General features: G+C 29.6%; 17 protein-coding genes. 16 read left to right on the top strand and 1 reads right to left on the bottom strand.

Annotated features, from left to right (window positions below; genetic code table 11):
* Window position 1 precedes the first annotated feature (1 nt).
* Genes alaS through WKS98_RS00015 form a run of 15 tightly spaced genes read left to right on the top strand, consistent with a single transcriptional unit; the run spans window position 2 to window position 17,040 of the window.
* The gene (gene alaS, locus WKS98_RS00085; RefSeq protein ID WP_498915831.1) at window positions 2–2,641 is read left to right on the top strand and encodes an alanine--tRNA ligase; all 2,640 of its coding nucleotides are present in this window, start codon (window positions 2–4) and stop codon (window positions 2,639–2,641) included.
* A 23-nt stretch (window positions 2,642–2,664) separates the two neighbouring features.
* The gene (locus tag WKS98_RS00080) at window positions 2,665–2,928 is read left to right on the top strand and encodes an IreB family regulatory phosphoprotein (RefSeq protein WP_237036360.1); all 264 of its coding nucleotides are present in this window, start codon (window positions 2,665–2,667) and stop codon (window positions 2,926–2,928) included.
* 1 nt (window position 2,929) lies between these two features.
* The gene (locus tag WKS98_RS00075) at window positions 2,930–3,877 is read left to right on the top strand and encodes an aldo/keto reductase (protein WP_498915829.1); all 948 of its coding nucleotides are present in this window, start codon (window positions 2,930–2,932) and stop codon (window positions 3,875–3,877) included.
* A 9-nt stretch (window positions 3,878–3,886) separates the two neighbouring features.
* Entirely contained in the window at window positions 3,887–4,300 is a 414-nt protein-coding gene (gene ruvX / locus WKS98_RS00070; RefSeq protein ID WP_498915827.1) for a Holliday junction resolvase RuvX, read from the top strand.
* 9 nt (window positions 4,301–4,309) lie between these two features.
* A complete protein-coding gene (locus WKS98_RS00065) occupies window positions 4,310–4,570 on the top strand; it encodes a DUF1292 domain-containing protein (protein WP_498915825.1) in 261 nt (86 codons plus the stop codon).
* 2 nt (window positions 4,571–4,572) lie between these two features.
* Window positions 4,573–5,016 (top strand): Fur family transcriptional regulator, encoded by a 444-nt coding sequence (locus WKS98_RS00060; protein ID WP_498915823.1) that lies wholly within the window; start codon window positions 4,573–4,575, stop codon window positions 5,014–5,016.
* Window positions 5,017–5,026: 10 nt separating this feature from the next.
* Window positions 5,027–6,742 carry a ribonuclease J gene (locus WKS98_RS00055; RefSeq protein WP_498915821.1) on the top strand — a complete coding sequence of 572 codons (1,716 nt, stop codon included), beginning with the start codon at window positions 5,027–5,029 and terminating at the stop codon, window positions 6,740–6,742.
* Between the two features lie 9 nt (window positions 6,743–6,751).
* Window positions 6,752–7,078 carry a YlbF/YmcA family competence regulator gene (locus WKS98_RS00050; RefSeq protein ID WP_498915819.1) on the top strand — a complete coding sequence of 109 codons (327 nt, stop codon included), beginning with the start codon at window positions 6,752–6,754 and terminating at the stop codon, window positions 7,076–7,078.
* Entirely contained in the window at window positions 7,078–7,719 is a 642-nt protein-coding gene (locus tag WKS98_RS00045; RefSeq protein WP_498915817.1) for an O-methyltransferase, read from the top strand. Before WKS98_RS00050 ends, WKS98_RS00045 begins: the two co-directional genes overlap by 1 nt.
* Before the next feature lie 36 nt (window positions 7,720–7,755).
* Window positions 7,756–8,982 carry a peptidase U32 family protein gene (locus WKS98_RS00040; protein WP_498915816.1) on the top strand — a complete coding sequence of 409 codons (1,227 nt, stop codon included), beginning with the start codon at window positions 7,756–7,758 and terminating at the stop codon, window positions 8,980–8,982.
* A gap of 5 nt (window positions 8,983–8,987) precedes the next feature.
* Complete coding sequence (miaB, locus tag WKS98_RS00035) at window positions 8,988–10,304, top strand: tRNA (N6-isopentenyl adenosine(37)-C2)-methylthiotransferase MiaB (protein WP_498915814.1); 1,317 nt, start codon at window positions 8,988–8,990, stop codon at window positions 10,302–10,304.
* Between the two features lie 9 nt (window positions 10,305–10,313).
* Window positions 10,314–12,899 (top strand): DNA mismatch repair protein MutS, encoded by a 2,586-nt coding sequence (gene mutS / locus WKS98_RS00030; protein WP_498915811.1) that lies wholly within the window; start codon window positions 10,314–10,316, stop codon window positions 12,897–12,899.
* A gap of 46 nt (window positions 12,900–12,945) precedes the next feature.
* Entirely contained in the window at window positions 12,946–14,835 is a 1,890-nt protein-coding gene (gene mutL / locus WKS98_RS00025; RefSeq protein ID WP_498915809.1) for a DNA mismatch repair endonuclease MutL, read from the top strand.
* Window positions 14,835–15,761, top strand: a complete 927-nt coding sequence (gene miaA, locus WKS98_RS00020) for a tRNA (adenosine(37)-N6)-dimethylallyltransferase MiaA (protein ID WP_498915807.1) — start codon at window positions 14,835–14,837, stop codon at window positions 15,759–15,761. Before mutL ends, miaA begins: the two co-directional genes overlap by 1 nt.
* Window positions 15,754–17,040: a methionine gamma-lyase family protein gene (locus WKS98_RS00015; RefSeq protein ID WP_498915805.1), complete on the top strand. Its 1,287-nt coding sequence runs from the start codon at window positions 15,754–15,756 to the stop codon at window positions 17,038–17,040. Before miaA ends, WKS98_RS00015 begins: the two co-directional genes overlap by 8 nt.
* Before the next feature lie 14 nt (window positions 17,041–17,054).
* Here WKS98_RS00015 and lexA read toward each other — a convergent pair whose 3' ends face one another.
* Window positions 17,055–17,675 carry a transcriptional repressor LexA gene (gene lexA, locus WKS98_RS00010; RefSeq protein ID WP_498915803.1) on the bottom strand — a complete coding sequence of 207 codons (621 nt, stop codon included), beginning with the start codon at window positions 17,673–17,675 and terminating at the stop codon, window positions 17,055–17,057.
* A 149-nt stretch (window positions 17,676–17,824) separates the two neighbouring features.
* On the opposite strand from lexA, the gene yneA reads away from it, so the two are divergent.
* The gene (gene yneA, locus WKS98_RS00005) at window positions 17,825–18,118 is read left to right on the top strand and encodes a cell division suppressor protein YneA (RefSeq protein ID WP_498915801.1); all 294 of its coding nucleotides are present in this window, start codon (window positions 17,825–17,827) and stop codon (window positions 18,116–18,118) included.
* Window positions 18,119–18,133: the final 15 nt, after the last annotated feature.

Genomic DNA, 18,133 nt, shown 5'->3' with positions numbered 1-18,133 from the left:
AATGAAAAACTTAGGTTTAAATGAAATTAGAAAAGAATTTTTAGAATTCTTTCGCGAAAAAGAACACAATATAATAAAGAGCTTTCCACTAATACCTATGGATGATGACAGTTTATTGTTAATTAACGCAGGTATGGCACCACTTAAAAAATATTTTACTGGAGAATTAAAAATGCCAGGAAATAGGGCTGCATCTTCTCAAAGATGTATAAGAACAGCAGATATTGATTCTGTAGGTATAACTCAAAGACATGGTACTTTTTTTGAAATGCTAGGAAACTTCTCTTTTGGAGATTACTTTAAAAAAGAAGCAATTACGTGGGCTTGGGAGTTTTTAACTGAGAGAATGGAAATACCAGAAGAAATACTATGGGTTTCTGTATATGAAGAAGATGATGAGGCTTACACTATTTGGAGAGATAAAATAGGCGTTCCTGAAGAAAAGATAGTAAGACTTGGAAAAGATGATAACTTTTGGGAACTTGAAGAAGGGCCTTGTGGACCTTGTTCTGAAATACATGTTGATAGAGGTGTTGAAAATGGCTGTGGTGATCCAAACTGCAAGCCTGGATGTGACTGTGATAGATTCTTAGAGGTATGGAATTTAGTATTTACACAGTTTAATAAAGATGCTAATGGAAATTATACACCACTAAAACATCCTAATATAGATACTGGAATGGGACTTGAAAGAATTACAATGGTAATGGAAAATGCCGACAATATTTTTGAAATAAATCTTGTTAAGGACATTATCCATAAAATTGAAGAAATTTCAGGGGTCCAGTATAAAACTGACAGTAAAAAAGATATATCAATAAGAATCATAGCAGACCATGTTAGAGCAATGACTTTCTTAGTGTACGACGGCATTATTCCTAGTAATGAAGGTAGAGGATATGTTCTTAGAAGAATAATTAGAAGAGCTTCTAGACATGGAAAATTACTTGGTATAAAAGATAACTTTTTACCTGAAATCGTAAATAAAGTTATGGAAATTTACAATATGGAATATCCAGAACTTTTAGAAGATAAAGAAAGAATTACTAAGATTATATCTTCTGAAGAGAGCAAATTCCAGGAAACTATAGACCAAGGACTATCAATTCTTGAAAATTTAATAGATAATGCAAAAAAAGCCAAACATGATTATATTAAAAGCGAAGATGCTTTTAAATTATATGACACTTATGGTTTTCCTATAGACTTAACAGTTGAAATACTTAAGGAAAATTCTTTAAATGTAAATCTTGATGATTTTAAAAATTTACTTGAAGAACAAAGAGAAAGATCTAGATCATCAAGACAAAGTGGAAATGTTGGTTGGGCAAACGAAAAGAATGAACATCTAATCAATTTGAAAGAGTCTAACTTTGTTGGATATGACAATATGAGTGCAAAGTCTAAAGTAGCTATGATTTTAAAAGAAGGCTCTTTAGTGGACAGTCTATTAGCTGGTGAAGAAGGTATTATCGTAACCGAAACTACACCTTTCTATGGAGAAGGTGGAGGTCAAATAGGTGACACAGGAATAATAAAATCTAAAACTAGTTTGATAGATGTTTTTGACACCAAAAAGAATAAGAATAACGGAATTTATCATTTTGTTTCTGTTAAAGAAGGAAAAATAAATATTGGTGACGATGTAGATTTACAGGTTGATGTAGATAGACGTCGTGATATTACAAAAAATCATACAGCAACTCACTTATTGCATAAGGCCCTAAGAGATGTTCTTGGAAACCACGTTCACCAAGCTGGTTCTTATGTTGGACCAGACAGACTTCGTTTTGATATAACTCATTTTGAAACAATTTCTAAAGAAGATTTATTAAAAGTACAAAATATAGTAAATGATGCCATATCAAAGGCTTTACCTGTAAAAAAACAAAATATGACACTAAAAGAATCTGAAGAATATGGAGCTGTAGGTCTATTTGAAGACAAGTATAAAGATATTGTTAGAGTTGTTTCCATAGGTGATAAATTCTCTGTAGAACTTTGTGGTGGCTGTCATGTTGAAAACATAGCTGAAATTCAAATGCTTAAGATAGTTTCAGAATCTTCAGTTGCAGCAGGTGTAAGAAGAATTGAAGCCATAACAGGTAGAAAAGTATATGAAGTCTTAAAAGAAGATGAAAATCTATTAAATGAACTATCAGATGAATTGAAGTCAGAAAAGAAAGACCTAACTTTAAAAGTTAAAGATATGCACTTAGAACTAAAAGCTTTAGAAAAAGAATTAGCTAAACTTGAAGAAAAAGATAGTTTAAAAGGCAGTGACGACATCCTTAAACATGTAAAAGAAACTTCAGGAATAAAATTCGTAGCTTATAAAGTAAATGACATGTCTGTAGACAACTTAAGAGCATTGGGAGATAACTTAAAGGATAAATTACAATCTGGAGTAGTTGTTCTTGCTAATATAACTGACGAAAAAATAAACTTCTTATCAGCAGTTTCAAAAGATTTAGCTGGAAAGACTATTTCTGCAGGAAATGTAGTTAAAGAAGTAGCTAAAATTACCGGAGGAAATGGCGGGGGAAGACCTGACTTTGCTATGGCAGGTGGAAAAGATGTTGACAAAGTAGATGAGGCTTTATCTTCTGTTAAGTCAATAATCGATAATTTTATTAAGTAATATTGGTATACAAGGAGGTTTTTATGAATAAAGATCATTTGAACGAAACTATGATGTTTGAACCACAAAAAGATTCTGAAAAATCAATTAAAGAAATTTTAACAACAGTTTATGAACTCCTAAAAGAGAAGGGATATAATCCAATTAATCAAATCATAGGTTATTTACTATCTGATGACCCTACGTATATAACCTCTCATGGAAATGCTAGAAATATTATTAGACAAGTGGATAGAGATGATTTACTTGAAGAAATTCTAAAAAATTATTTAAAAGAAGAAAAATAGAATGAAATTAGTAGAGTTAGGGAACACAGGAATTATGGTTTCTCCAATGTGTTTCGGAAGTTTAACGATTACGCCTTTTCAAAGTAATCTACCTGTAGATGAAGGGGCATATCTTATAAGATATGCCTTTGAAAAAGGCGTTAATTTCATTGATACAGCCCAGCTTTATGACAATTATGAGTATTTAAAAAAGGGATACGCTGGAATTTCTAGAGATAAATATGTTATAGCAACCAAAACTTATGCATGGAATAAAGAACTTGCAAAAGAAGCCCTAGAAGAAGCTCTTAATAGATTAAACACAGATTATATCGATATTTTTTTATTACATGAACAGGAATCGGAATTTACAATCAAAGGTCATTACGAAGCTTTAGAATTTCTTATTAAAGCAAAAGAAAAAGGGTATATAAGAACAGTAGGGTTATCAACACACAGAATTTCTGGAGTTGAAGGAGCTAATAAATTTAATGAAATAGAAGTTCTTCATCCAATATTAAATAAAAATGGTCTTGGAATTCCCGATGGAAATGCAGAAGATATGATAAGAGTTCTTAAAGAGGCAAAGTCTTACAATAAAGGTATATATAGTATGAAGCCACTAGGTGGAGGTCATCTTATCTCTGAAGTATATGACTCAATTAAATTTGTTAAAGAATTAAATTTAGCTGATAGTATAGCAATCGGTTGCCAATCGAAAGATGAAATAGACTGTAATGTTGATCTTATTATTAACAATAAGTGCAATAAAAAACTAGAAAAACTTTCATCTAGAAAGAGAAAACTTATAATTGAGGATTATTGTATTGGATGTGGAAAATGCGTTAAAAGATGTGACCAAAATGCATTATATCTTGAAAATAATAAGGCAAAAGTAAATCCTAATAAATGTGTGCTTTGTGGATATTGCGCCACTGTATGTGAAGATTTTTATATCAAAGTAATATAAGGAGTTATAATGGAAAGATTTATGGGTTTAGATGTAGGAGATAAAACTATTGGAGTAGCTATTAGTGATCCATTTTTTATTACCGCTCAAGGTCATAGTACTATTATTAGAACGGGAATAAAAAAGGATATTCAAAGGCTAAAGGAAATAATTGAAGAAAATAATGTTTCGAAAATAGTGGTTGGGCTACCTAAAAACATGAATAATTCCATTGGTCCACAAGGTGAAAAAGTCTTAGACTTTGTTTCTCGTATGAAGAAAGAGTTAAATAATGAAATAATTTTACAAGATGAAAGACTTACTACAGTTTCTGCAGAACGTATTTTAATTGAAGGAAATGTCAGTAGAAAGAATAGAAAAAAAGTGATTGACAAAGTTGCTTCGACATATATACTTCAGTCATATTTGGATATGATTAAATAAGGAGATATTATGGAAATAATTGAAATATACAATGAAAACAATGAAATAGAAGAATATTATCTTGTAGATAGTTTCGGTGTGGAAGACGATGATTATGTAGTTTTAAAATCTACAGATGAAGACGATGAAATTTTATATATATTTAAAACTGTCAAAGATGAAGATGGTCAAGTTTTATTTGAGGGAATTGAAAATGAAAAAAAACTTGATGAAGTTATAGATATATATTTGGAATTGAAAGAGAAAAAAGACAAAAAGGGAGGTAGATAGCAATGGATTTAGAAAAATTCAAATCTATACTTCAAAATAATGGATACAAAATAACTAAGCAAAGAGAAGTTATTTATGAAACATTACTTGAAAATTCTTCTGAGCATTTAAGTCCAGAAGAACTACATCTAATTGTAAATAAAAAAGATAAAGATATTGGTATAGCAACAGTATACAGAACTTTACAATTATTTGAGGAACTTAACTTAGTTTACAAATTAAATTTTGATGATAATAGATATAGATATGAGTTAACAAGAGATGAAGAGCATCAGCATCATCATTTAATTTGCACACAATGCAATAAGGTTGAAGAAGTAAGTTATGATTTAACAAGTGATATAGAAGAAAGTATTAGAAAGAATTACGGTTTTAAAGTAACAAATTATGTTTTGAAGTTTTTTGGTATCTGCTCTCAATGTCAAGAGAAAAATAATATTAAGTAAGGAGATTTAGATGCCAAATAAAAAAGGAAAAACATATAAGAAATATAATGGTAGAAACAATAAAAATGGCAAAGATGGAAAGTTAAAAATAATTCCTCTTGGGGGAATATCTGAAATTGGTAAAAATATGACTGTGGTTGAATATGGCAATGATATCATAGTTGTAGATGCTGGTTTAACTTTTCCTGATGAAAGTATGCCAGGTATTGACATTGTTATACCAGATATTGATTATTTAGAAAAAAATGCACACAAAGTTAGAGGGATTGTAGTAACCCATGGACATGAAGACCATATTGGTGCAATACCCTTTGTTCTTAAAAAACTAGATATTGATGTATATGCTACAAATCTAACTATTGGTTTAATTAAAAATAAAATTATTGAACACAATCTTAGTTCAAATAATCTAAAAGTAGTTGAGAAGGGTCAAACTATAAAACTAGGATGTTTTGATATAGAGTTTGTCCAAGCAAGTCATAGTATACCAGATGCTGTATGTCTTTCTATCAATACACCACTTGGAGTAGTTTTCTTTACGGGAGATTTTAAGATAGATTATACTCCAATTGACGGTGATAGAATGGATCTTACAAGAATTGCGGAGATAGGAAGAAATGGAGTTTTAGCACTTGTTGCTGACAGCACAAATGTTGTTAGAAGTGGATATACTCTAAGTGAAAGATCTGTAGGAGAAACATTTATAGATTTATTCGGCAAAGCAAAATCTCGGATTATAGTTGCAACTTTTGCATCTAACTTGCATAGAATACAACAAGTTATTTATGCTGCAGAGCACTATAATAAAAAGGTTGCGCTTTCAGGTAGATCCATGATTAATATTATTTCTGTAGCTAAAGAATTGAATTATCTTGATGTTAGAGATAATACATTAATAGATCTCAAAGATATAAATAAGTATGATGGTGATAAAATTGTATTACTAACCACAGGTTCTCAAGGTGAGCCAATGAGTGCTTTAACAAGAATGGCCTATGGAGAACACAGAATGGTAAAACTTACACCGACAGATACCATTATTATTTCTGCAACACCAATACCTGGTAATGAAAAAACTGTGTCTCAAATAATAAACAAACTAACTGAAATAGGTACAAATATAATTTATGATGCATTAGCTGATGTTCACGTTTCAGGACATGCTTGCCAAGAGGAACTAAAACTTATGCATGTGCTTGTAAAACCAAAATATTTTATACCAGCACATGGTGAGTATAGACATTTAAAAGTTCATGGAGAATTAGCAGAGTCACTTGGTATGAACAGTGAAAATATATTTATTGGTAGAAATGGAAATACCTATGAATTTACAAAAAAAGGCGCAAGATTACTAGATACAGACTATGCCGGAAATATATTAGTAGATGGTCTTGGAGTAGGTGATGTTGGAAATGTTGTACTTCGAGATAGAAAGCATCTTTCAGAAGATGGACTTATTGTAGTTGTAATCACAGTTAATAAAGATACTAACGAAATTTTATCTGACCCTGACATTATTTCCAGAGGTTTTGTATATGTCAAGGAAAGTATGTCTTTAATGGACGATGCAAAGCATGTTGTTGAAAATTCTCTACAAGAATGTCAAGAAAATAATATAAAAGACTGGGGAAGTATTAAACATCAAGTTAGAGAGGATTTAAAAAAATTCCTATTTAGCAAGATAAAGAGAAGACCAATGATACTTCCTGTAATTATAGAAGTTTAGGAGTTTATAATGGATTTAGTTTCAAAAGCAACAGAGATAGGCAAAGAGCTCGCAAATAGCTCTGAGTTTATGGAATATAAAAAATTACATGAAACAGTTTATAAAGATGAAAAGAACAGGGATATGATTGATGACTTCAGAAGAAAAATTCTGGATTATGAATTAAAAAAACAAGAGAATAAGGCTACAGGTGAAGATTTTAAAAATCTTCAAAACTTACAAAATATATTGTCCTTAAATCCAGAAGTTAGTAGATTTTTATTTTCTGAAGCAAGTTTTTCTATGAAACTTCAAGAAGTGTTTCAAGCTATTGAAAAGGAAATCAAATTAGATTAATGATAGTAGATTCAAATGTCGAAAATTATATAAGATCTTTATCAATTACAAAAGATTCAAGACTATTAGAGATGGAAAAATATGCTAAGGAAAATCATGTTCCAATTATTGAAGCTGAAGTGTCTAAATTTTTAACTCTTATTGTTAGCTTGCAAAAACCAAAAAAGATTTTAGAACTAGGAACAGCAATAGGCTATTCATCTATTATTATGAATCTGGCATATAGTGATGCTGAAATAATAACTTTAGAAAAAAATCTTAAAATGATTGAAATTGCTAAAAAAAATATAATGGATTTTGATTTTAGTCATAGTATAGATGTCGTTCAATGTGATGCCTATGAATATCTACTAGATTGCGAAGAAAAATTTGACATGATATTTATCGATGCCGCGAAGGGACAATATTTAAAATATTTTAAAGAATCAATGAATTTGATAAATGATAAAGGTATTATTGTATGTGACAACGTACTATTTAAAGGTATGGTATGTAATGAAGAAGCGCTTACTAAGCGCCATAGAAAAATAACTATCGTCAAAAGATTAAATGAGTTTCTTGAATATATTTCTAATTTAGAGGAATATAGAACATCAATTATACCTATAGATGATGGAATGTCAATATCCTATAAGATTTAATCTCTTATAGGATATTGTTTTGATGAGGAGTTTAGATTGGAAAAAATAGAATTACTTGCCCCAGCAGGGGATTTAGAAAAATTAAAATATGCAATTCATTATGGTGCAGATGCGGTTTATTTAGCTGGTCCAGATTTTGGAATGAGAAAAGCATCTAAAAATTTTACCAATGAACAGCTATTAGAAGCTATAGAATTTGTTCATGAAAATAATAAAAAGATTTATATAACACTTAACATTATTCCGCATAATGAAGATCTAATTGGATTAAAAGAATATGTTGAGTTTCTTGTAAATAGTAAGGTAGATGCACTTATTGTATCAGACCCTGGAATATATTCAGTTATTAGGTCTGTAAGTAAAGATATTGAAATACATTTATCAACTCAGGCTTCCGTAACTAATTATGAGACCGTTAGATTTTGGGAGAGTATGGGAGTTAAGAGGATTGTACTTGCAAGGGAGCTTTCATTAGACGAAATAAGCAAAATAAAAAGTGAAGTTCCAAATGTGGATCTTGAAGTTTTTGTGCATGGTGCTATGTGCATTTCATATTCTGGAAGATGTTTACTAAGCAATTACATGACAGGTAGAGATGCAAATAGGGGAGACTGTGCCCAAGCTTGTAGATGGAAATACAATTTAGTTGAAGAAAAAAGACCAGGACAATATTATCCTATTGAAGAGGATGATAATGGTACTTTTATATTTAACTCTAAAGATTTATGTATGATAAAGCATATTCCAGAACTTTTTAAAGCTAATGTAGATAGCTTAAAGATTGAAGGAAGAGTTAAGACATTATATTATGTTGCTACAGTTATTAGAAGCTATAGAATTGCCATAGATGCATATTATAATGGAACTTACACAGAAGAATTAGCAACAGAGCTTTTAGATGAAATAAAAAAAGTTTCCCATAGAGATTTTACAACAGGATTCTTTTTTAAAAAGCCAGACGAACACGATCAATTATATACCACAAGCTCATACATTAGAAATTATGATTTTGTAGGTGTAGTTCTAGATTATGATAAAGATACAAAAACAGCTACAATTGAACAAAGAAATAGAATATTTTCAGGAGATGAATTAGAAATATTCGGACCAGAATATAAATATAATAAATTCATTATAGGCGAAATGACAAACGCTGAGGGAGAAGTTGTAGATGTAGTTCCACGAGCTAAAGAGATATTTACGACTAAAATAGACTTTCCTGTAAAAAAATATGATTTGATTAGAAAGGCAATTGAAAAGTAGATTTTATGAAAAAGAAATACACTATAATAACTTATGGATGTCAAATGAATGAACACGACTCTGAAAGAATTAGATATATTTTAGAAAATTTAGGTTACGAAAGAACTGAAGATTTAGAAGAGTCAGACTTTATAATATACAACACATGTCTTGTTAGAGAAAATGCAGAGCTTAAAGTTTATGGACAACTGGGAGCTCTAAAAAGACTTAAAAGAGAGAAACCAGACATGATTATTGCAGTTTGTGGTTGCATGATGCAAACAGGAGACGCTAGAGATGTAATTAGAGAAAAGTATAGACATGTTGATATAATATTTGGAACTAAAAATATTTCTATGCTACCTAATTTAATCGACAGACATCTAAATACTGGGAAAATGGTAGTAGATATATCAGAGACGGATTTAATAGATGAAATACCAAATTTAAATAGAGATCATAACTTTATAGGATATGTAAATATTATGACAGGATGCAATAACTTTTGTACCTATTGTATAGTTCCATATGCAAGGGGAAGAGAAGTTAGTAGAAGTCCAGAAAGTATTTTAGAAGAAATACAATTACTTGCCGAAAAAGGTTATAAAGAAGTCACTCTACTTGGTCAAAATGTAAATTCATATGGAAAGAATTTAGAAAATCCTTGTTCTTTTCCAGATTTGCTTAGAATGATAAATAAGATTGACGGAATTGAAAGAATTCGATTTTTAACTAGCCATCCAAAGGATCTTTCAGATGATTTAATAGATGCAATGGCAGAATGTGATAAGGTATGCGAAAATTTACATTTACCATTCCAAGCAGGGTCAAACAGTGTATTAAAAGCAATGAATAGGAAATATACTCAAGAGGACTATTTAAATCTTGTTAAAAAGTTAAAAAAAAGAATTCCTAATATAACTCTATCAACGGATATTATTGTTGGATTTCCAGGTGAAACAGAGGAAGACTTTGAAGAGACTTTAAAAGTAGTTAGAGAAGTAAGATATGACCAAGGATTTACTTTTATCTACAGTAAAAGAGAAGGCACAAAGGCCGCAACAATGGATGAGCAAATACCGAGAGATGTAAGCCAAAAGAGATTTGATAGACTAATAGAAGAGATGTATCAAATATTTTATGAAAATAACGAAAAAATGTTAGGTGAAACGGTAGAAGTATTAGTCGAGGGTCCTAGTAAAAATAACGAAGATATATTAACAGGAAGAACTAGAGGATATAAGCTGGTTCACTTTGAAGGTCCAAAAGAACTAATAGGAAAACTGGTTCAAGTGAAAATAAATAGTCATAATTCTTTTTCACTTAGCGGAGAATTAATATAAGGTGATATAATGGACAATTTAACTCCAATGATGCAACAATATATGAAAGTAAAAGAACAGAATAAAGATTGTATTCTATTTTTTAGACTGGGAGATTTTTACGAAATGTTCTTTGACGATGCCATAACAGCTTCAAGAGAGCTTGAAATAGCCTTAACTAAGAGAGATTGTGGTAATAATCAAAAATGTCCTATGTGTGGGATTCCATATCACGTTGCAGATACTTATATATCAAAACTTGTTGAAAAAGGCTATAAAGTTGCAATATGTGAGCAATTAGAAGACCCAAAAGAGGCAAAGGGGATAGTTAAAAGAGGAATTATTGACAAGGTAACACCTGGAACAATCATAAATAAAGAAGCAACAGATTCATCTGATTTTAACTATTTAATGGCTATTTGTTTTGATGATAATATTGTAACTTTAGCTTATTCGGACATATTAGATGGAAGTATTCACTTTACAAAGGTTAGATATTCCAATCATTCAGAATTAGAAAAGAAAATAGAAAATGAAATAATAAAAGTAAGTCCATCAGAAATAATTTATAATGAGAATAAAGCTTTTTCACAAGATTTTTTAAGTAACTTGGCTGAGTTAAATAATATAACATTAACTATTTCGGAAAATATTGCTGAAAATGATCATGAAAAAATAATAGATGAAAAGGAAATAACATCTGAATTAAAAGACTTAAAAATCTTTAAAGCTATAAGCTTGCTATTAAGCTATATTTACAATTATAGGACCGAAAACTTAACGCATATTAAAAGTGCATATTATTACGAAATAGATAGATATTTGAATATTGATTCTCATACAATTATAAACCTTGAGATTCATAAAAATCTTTCAACAGGTTTTAAGAAGGGATCACTTTATTCAATATTAAATAATACGTCTACATCAATGGGAAGCAGGCTTTTACACAGTTTTTTAGAAAGACCATTAATGGATAAAAATGAAATTATTATTAGACAAGAAATAGTAAATTCTTTTTACAATTCTAGATCATTACAAAATAATATATCAAATTTATTAAAGGAGATATACGATTTAGAAAGACTTATTGGTAAATTGTCATTTGGAAGAGCAAATGCTAGAGATTTAGTTTCTTTAAAAATTTCTATTGAAAAACTTCCGGAAATAAAAAGGGCTATTTTAGATAATGACAGCAAAGTCTTACAATCAATAGTTGAAAAGTTAGACACATTAAAAGATATATATGAGTTACTAGATAAATCTATTGAAGAAGATCCACCAATATTAATTACAGAAGGAAATATTATAAAAGTTGGCTTCGATGCCCATTTAGATGAAATTAGAGATAATAGAGTCAAGGGAAAGAAAAGATTAATTGAATATGAGCAAGAACTTAAAGAAGAAACAGGAATAAAAAATATTAAGGTTGTCTTTAATAAAAAGCTAGGATATTTTTTAGATGTAACTAAAAGTAATTTAAAATTTATTCCTGACTATTTTGAAAGAAAACAGACTTTAACTAACTCTGAAAGGTTTATAACTTCTGAACTTAAAGATATTGAAAATATGATTTTAAGTTCGGATTCTGAAATAGTAAACTTAGAATATGAGATATTTAATAGAATTAGACTTGAAATTCTTGATTGTATCAATCGTATAAAGGAAACATCAAAGATAATATCCGAAATAGATGTATTCAATTCTCTTGCAATAGTTGCATATGAAAATAAATATGTTAGACCAAATTTAAATAATATAGGTCTTATCCAAATAAGTGGTGGAAGGCATCCTATAGTTGAAAATTCTATAGGTTTAGAGAATTTTATAAGTAACGACACTACCATAGGCTTGGGATACAATGATATCCAAATACTTACTGGACCAAATATGAGTGGTAAGTCAACCTATTTAAGACAAATAGCAATAATTGTGATAATGGCACAAATAGGTTCATTTGTTCCTGCTGATGAAGCAAATATATCCATTGTGGACAAAATATTTACTCGTATTGGTGCATCTGACAATCTATATAAGGGAGAAAGTACCTTTATGGTTGAAATGAATGAAGTTAGTAATATTATAAAGAACTCGACTAAAGATAGCCTTTTAATTTTAGATGAAGTTGGAAGAGGTACAAGCACTTTTGATGGACTAAGTATAGCTTGGGCAGTACTTGAATATATTAGTAAGAAAATTAAAGCTAAAACTCTCTTCGCTACGCATTATCATGAATTGACTGAGCTTGAAGATAAATTTGATAATGTCATTAATTTGAAAGTTAAAATTCAAGAAAATAAAGATGGTATTGTTTTCCTAAGAAAAATTGTAGAGGGCAAATCTAATAGATCTTATGGAATTGAAGTAGCTAAAATTGCTGGTTTACCACTTGAGCTTACGAACAGAGCTCAAAAGATACTTTCAAATATCGAGAGAGAAAGAGAAAAAGATTCTGACATTATAGAAGAATCACTTTTCGATATGAGTAATGAAGAGGTGGATTCTTCATATGAGATTTTCATTGATAAAATTAGAGAAGTTGATGTTAATATGCTTACTCCTATGCAAGCATTGACTAAGTTGGATGAAATAATTAATGAAGCTAAGGATTTGTAGATAATATGATTAAAATACTTAATGAAGCTAAGGATTTGTAGATAATATGATTAAAATACTTTCAAAAGATACAATTCAAAAGATTGCTGCAGGAGAGGTTATTGAAAGACCTTTTTCTGTAGTTAAAGAACTTGTTGAAAACTCAATAGACGCAAAGGCCACTGAGATAAAAGTAGAAATTTCTGAAGGCGGATTGAATTATATAAAAGTTACAGATAATGGATGTGGAATTTCAAAGTCTGAGGTAGAGGTTGCAGTGAAAAGACATGCTACTTCAAAACTTGATAACTTTAACGATCTTTATAATATATGCTCACTTGGTTTTAGAGGAGAAGCTCTAGCAAGTATAACTTCTATTTCCAAAACCACCATAGAAACAAAAACTAAAGATGACGATATAGGATCTTCTTTTATATTTGAGTCATCACAACTGGTTTCACGTAGCGATATTGCAAAAAATAATGGCACTTCTATAATTGTTGAAGATTTGTTTTACAACATACCTGTGCGAAAGAGGTTTTTGAATTCAACAATATCAGAATCCAATGCTATAACTTCAATTATGTATCGACTTGCCATAGGTAATAATGATATTGGATTTACTTATGTAAAGGATGATAAAGAAGTTTTTAGAACTATTAAGGGTCAAGGTTTAAAATCTAACCTCTCAGAGCTTTTTGGATTTGAATTTACAAAAGAGCTTTTAGAAGTTAATATTGATAAAAAGGATTTTAGCATCAAGGGCTATATATCAAATAATAGATATTACCGCTCCAATAGGTCCATGGAATATATTTATATCAATGGAAGATATGTAAAAAACTCAGATATTTCAAATGCAATAGAAAAAGCCTATGGTTCATTAATACCTAATGGAAGATTTCCAGCTTTTCAATTATTTTTTGAGATAAAACCAAATCTTATTGATGTAAATATTCATCCAAATAAAGAAAAAGTTTCTATTGTTATTTTAGATGATATTAAGAATTCGATTAATAAAGAATTGCCTAGAATTTTAAATGAAAGCAAGAATCTTTTAAACTTATCTGTACATGATAAGGATGAAGAAGTTCCAAAGCTATATAATAATGACTTTAAAGATTTACTAAACAGATATTCTAATTCATATGAAGAAAAAGATTTGAAAATTAATAGTTTCTATAGTACTACAAACTTTGAAGATAGTTCTAATAACGAAGAAGATTCTAATATTTCAGACTTGGATGCTAAATATGATTTTTTCGTAGAGGAGGAACATTTACCTTCATGTAATTTTTCAAATAAAGAAATTGAAGACGAAGAAGATATTGAAATAGATAATATAAGTTATTTTAGCGAATCAAGTAAAGAAATAAAAAGTTATCAATATATTGGGACTATTTTTAAAACCTATAATATTTTTCAATCTCTTAAAGAAAATAAGATTATACTAATGGATCAACATGCTGCCCATGAGAGAATAAATTTTGAAAAATTTCTAAATTTATATAATAAAAAAGAAGTAGCAAGCCAACAATTAGTAAGTCCAATTCTTGTAAATGTTACAGATAAAGAGATGGATCTATATAGGAAATTTTATAATATGTTCTATGATTTAGGCTTTGAAGTTGATGCATTTAGCAATGACACACTTATTATAAGAGGACTTCCTGAAATTTTAGAGATTCCAAAAACAGGAGATCTTTTTACAAATATATTGGATAGATTAAATGATGATATTAATAGTTTTGATGACTCAGAAATTATTAACAAAATAATTTCCATGTCTTGTAAAGCATCTGTTAAATCGGGAGACTTTATGTCTAACTTAGAACTTGAGGTACTTTTACAACAACTTTTACAATGTGAAAATCCTCTAACTTGTCCACATGGACGACCAACTATAATAGAAGTTAGTAAAAATGAACTTGAAAAACTATTTTTGAGGGTTAAATAATGAAAGATGTAATTTTAATTGTGGGTCCGACGGGAGTAGGGAAGACTAAGTTATCATTAATCTTGGCAAATAAACTCAAAAGCGAAATAATTTCGGCAGATTCCATGCAAATATACAGAGGAATGGACATTGGAACTGCAAAAGTAAGTAGAAAAATTCAAAATGATATAAAGCACTATTTAATTGATGTTGTAAATCCTGATGAAGAGTACAATGTTTCAAACTTTCAAGAAGATGCTTTTCAAATAATTGATAATTTATTATTAAAAGGCAAAACTCCTATTATTGCTGGAGGTACAGGGCTATATATAAACTCTTTAGTGTATAAACTTGAATTTGGTGAAGAAGAGCCAAACGAAGATTATAGAAATAAACTTTGGAACATATATGAAAAAGAAGGTCCTGAACCACTTTTAGATTTACTAAAATCAAAGGATCCTAATTCACTTAAGACAATAGATGAAAATAATATTAAAAGAATTATTAGGGCTATTGAATATAATCATACAACGGGCCTTAAATACTCTGAAAAAAATGATAACTTTAGAGAAGAGAATAAAGATTATAACTTTCATATCTATTGTTTGGAAGAAGAAAGATCAAAGCTTTATGAAAGAATAAACCATAGGGTTGACGAAATGATAGAAGAAGGTCTCTTAAAAGAAGTAAAGTCTTTAATTTCAAAATATGATAAAAATTCTATTTCATTTAAGGGAATCGGATACAAAGAGGTTATAGATTATTTAGATAATAAAACCGATTATGATGAAATGTTAAGGCTTCTTAAAAGAAATTCCAGGAGACTTGCAAAGAGGCAATATACATGGTTTAGAAGAGATGATAGGATAAATTGGATTGATATAAAGAAATATGGCTACGATTTTGAAAAGATAGCTGATTATATTTTGAGGGATATAGATGAATAAAAAATTTTACAAAGATGTATATGGAATAGATGAAAATATTTATGATTATGTATGTCAAAAGGAAGATGAACTAAACGAAAGATTTATAAAACTAAAAGAAATAGAAGAACACAATCTTTTAAAAATATTAAACGCTATGCAGGAAAGTAAACTTTCATCTTCTGATTTTAACTGGACCACAGGTTATGGTTATGGAGACCCTGGAAGAGATAAAATAGAAGAGATATATAAGAAAGTATTTAAAACAGAGGATGCATTAGTAAGACCAAATATTGCTTCTGGAACTCATGCTCTAGCTTTAGCATTACAGGGAAGTATATTACCAGGAGACTCAATACTTTCTATTAATGGAGATCCATATGATACATTAAGACAGGTTATTGGTATTGAGGGAGAAACTAAAGGTACACTTATAGAACTTGGAGTTAAATATGACAAAGTAGATTTACTTGAAGATGGTAATATAGATTTATATGCTGTAAAAGACAAGATTTTAAAAAATAAACCAAGATTAGTAATGATACAAAGGTCAACAGGTTATAGTTTAAGAGATGCACTTAGTTTGGAGCAGATAGAAAAGGCTATAAGCTTTGTTAAATCTATAGATAAAAACATTATAGTTATGGTAGATAACTGCTATGGAGAGTTTACAAGAGTACAAGAACCTTCAGAATTGGGGGCTGACTTAACGGTTGGTTCTCTTATAAAAAATCCAGGTGGAGGAATAGCTTTAAGTGGTGGTTATATTGTTGGTACAAATGAATTAATTGAGAGGATAGCTATAAAACTAACAGCTCCAGGACTTGGAAAAGAAACTGGTTTAACATTTGGTACTACAAGAACAACACTACAAGGCCTATATTTTGCACCTAAAGTTACCATGGAAGCACTTAAAGGAGCTTTGTTGTTTGCATCTACTTTTGAAAGTTTAGGTTTTAAAACTTTTCCAAACTCCAATTCAACTAGGTACGATATAATTGAAGCAATTCAATTTGAAGATGAAGAATTAGTAGTTGAGTTTTGTAGAAGTATTCAAGAAGCTTCTGCAGTAGATTCATTTGTAACCCCTTATCCTTGGGATATGCCCGGATATACAGATAAAGTTATAATGGCTTCAGGATCTTTTATCGATGGTTCTTCCATAGAAATATCGGCAGATGGTCCTCTTAGATACCCTTTTGTAGCTTATTATCAAGGTGGGCTTAACTTCTATCAATGCAAGTTGGCATTGATGAAAGTGTTACAAAAATTTATGGAAATAGATAAAATAAAAATATAGATGGATTAGTCCATCTATATTTCTCTAAATAAACCTATTACTTTTCCCAAAATTTCAACTTGCTTTGTTATTATTGGATACATACTGGAGTTTTCAGGTCTAAGTTCAATATGATCACTGTGTTTATAATAAGTTTTGACTGTGGCAGAGTCTTCTATAAGAGCTACGACTATGTCTCCATTCTCTGCAACATTTTGTTTTCTTACTATTATTTTATCCCCGTCTAGAATGCCTGCTTCTATCATTGATTCCCCAGATACATTTAGTATAAATAGTTCACCCTTTTGAGAAAACTCAATAGGTAGGGGAAAGGTATCTTCAATATTTTCTATTGCAAGAATTGGTTGGCCTGCTGTAACCATTCCTACTATAGGTATATCATATGTTTCTTTTTTGCCAACGGTCATATAATCATCCATATCAATTATTTCAAGAGCTCTATTCTTAGTAGGATCCCGTCTAATATAGCCTTTTTTCTCAAGTTGTATTAAATATGAATTGATAGTAGAAGTAGATTTTATAATCTTTATATCTTCAATAATTTCTCGGTATGATGGGGGATACCCATTTTCATTTATAAAATTCTTTAAAAATTCGAGAAGTATCATTTCTTTTTTATTTAAATCTTCATACATTTTTAACACCTCATTTAAGTAAATTATAGCATATAGAATCTTAGTAAACAAACATAAGTTCTAATTTACGAAAATTTGTTCGAAAACTATTGACAACCGTACAAATGTTCGATATCATATAATTAACGAACATATGAACGGAGGACGTTATGAAAAAGTATAGAATAGTAAATAAATTTAGATTTTATCTAAGCATGAGTATTATTATATTGACACTAATAACAATAGTAGCACTTGCATTTAATTATACATTATCAAAAGGGCATGAATCAAAGATTGAATATATGTCATATACAGTTAGAAGCGATGAAACAGTTTGGGATATAGCAAAAGAATCGGATCATAAAGGAGATATAAGGGACTTTGTAGATGAAATTATTTCTATAAATAACTTAAAGGACTCTAAAATATACCCTGGACAAATTATAGCGATTCCTAAATAGAATCGCTATAATTCA

The organism is Lagierella sp. ICN-221743, assembly GCF_037890055.1.
Taxonomy (GTDB): domain Bacteria; phylum Bacillota; class Clostridia; order Tissierellales; family Peptoniphilaceae; genus Mediannikoviicoccus.
Note: the sequence above shows the minus strand (reverse complement) of the source record. Positions and strands in the feature narration are given on the sequence as shown.

Bases quoted from the DNA above. Each gene is read 5' to 3' on its own strand.
- alaS (WP_498915831.1), top strand. From the start codon at position 2: ATGAAAAACTTAGGTTTAAATGAAATTAGAAAAGAATTTTTAGAATTC.
- WKS98_RS00080 (WP_237036360.1), top strand. From the start codon at position 2,665: ATGAATAAAGATCATTTGAACGAAACTATGATGTTTGAACCACAAAAA.
- WKS98_RS00075 (WP_498915829.1), top strand. From the start codon at position 2,930: ATGAAATTAGTAGAGTTAGGGAACACAGGAATTATGGTTTCTCCAATG.
- ruvX (WP_498915827.1), top strand. From the start codon at position 3,887: ATGGAAAGATTTATGGGTTTAGATGTAGGAGATAAAACTATTGGAGTA.
- WKS98_RS00065 (WP_498915825.1), top strand. From the start codon at position 4,310: ATGGAAATAATTGAAATATACAATGAAAACAATGAAATAGAAGAATAT.
- WKS98_RS00060 (WP_498915823.1), top strand. From the start codon at position 4,573: ATGGATTTAGAAAAATTCAAATCTATACTTCAAAATAATGGATACAAA.
- WKS98_RS00055 (WP_498915821.1), top strand. From the start codon at position 5,027: ATGCCAAATAAAAAAGGAAAAACATATAAGAAATATAATGGTAGAAAC.
- WKS98_RS00050 (WP_498915819.1), top strand. From the start codon at position 6,752: ATGGATTTAGTTTCAAAAGCAACAGAGATAGGCAAAGAGCTCGCAAAT.
- WKS98_RS00045 (WP_498915817.1), top strand. From the start codon at position 7,078: ATGATAGTAGATTCAAATGTCGAAAATTATATAAGATCTTTATCAATT.
- miaB (WP_498915814.1), top strand. From the start codon at position 8,988: ATGAAAAAGAAATACACTATAATAACTTATGGATGTCAAATGAATGAA.
- mutS (WP_498915811.1), top strand. From the start codon at position 10,314: ATGGACAATTTAACTCCAATGATGCAACAATATATGAAAGTAAAAGAA.
- mutL (WP_498915809.1), top strand. From the start codon at position 12,946: ATGATTAAAATACTTTCAAAAGATACAATTCAAAAGATTGCTGCAGGA.
- miaA (WP_498915807.1), top strand. From the start codon at position 14,835: ATGAAAGATGTAATTTTAATTGTGGGTCCGACGGGAGTAGGGAAGACT.
- WKS98_RS00015 (WP_498915805.1), top strand. From the start codon at position 15,754: ATGAATAAAAAATTTTACAAAGATGTATATGGAATAGATGAAAATATT.
- lexA (WP_498915803.1), bottom strand. From the start codon at position 17,675: ATGTATGAAGATTTAAATAAAAAAGAAATGATACTTCTCGAATTTTTA.
- yneA (WP_498915801.1), top strand. From the start codon at position 17,825: ATGAAAAAGTATAGAATAGTAAATAAATTTAGATTTTATCTAAGCATG.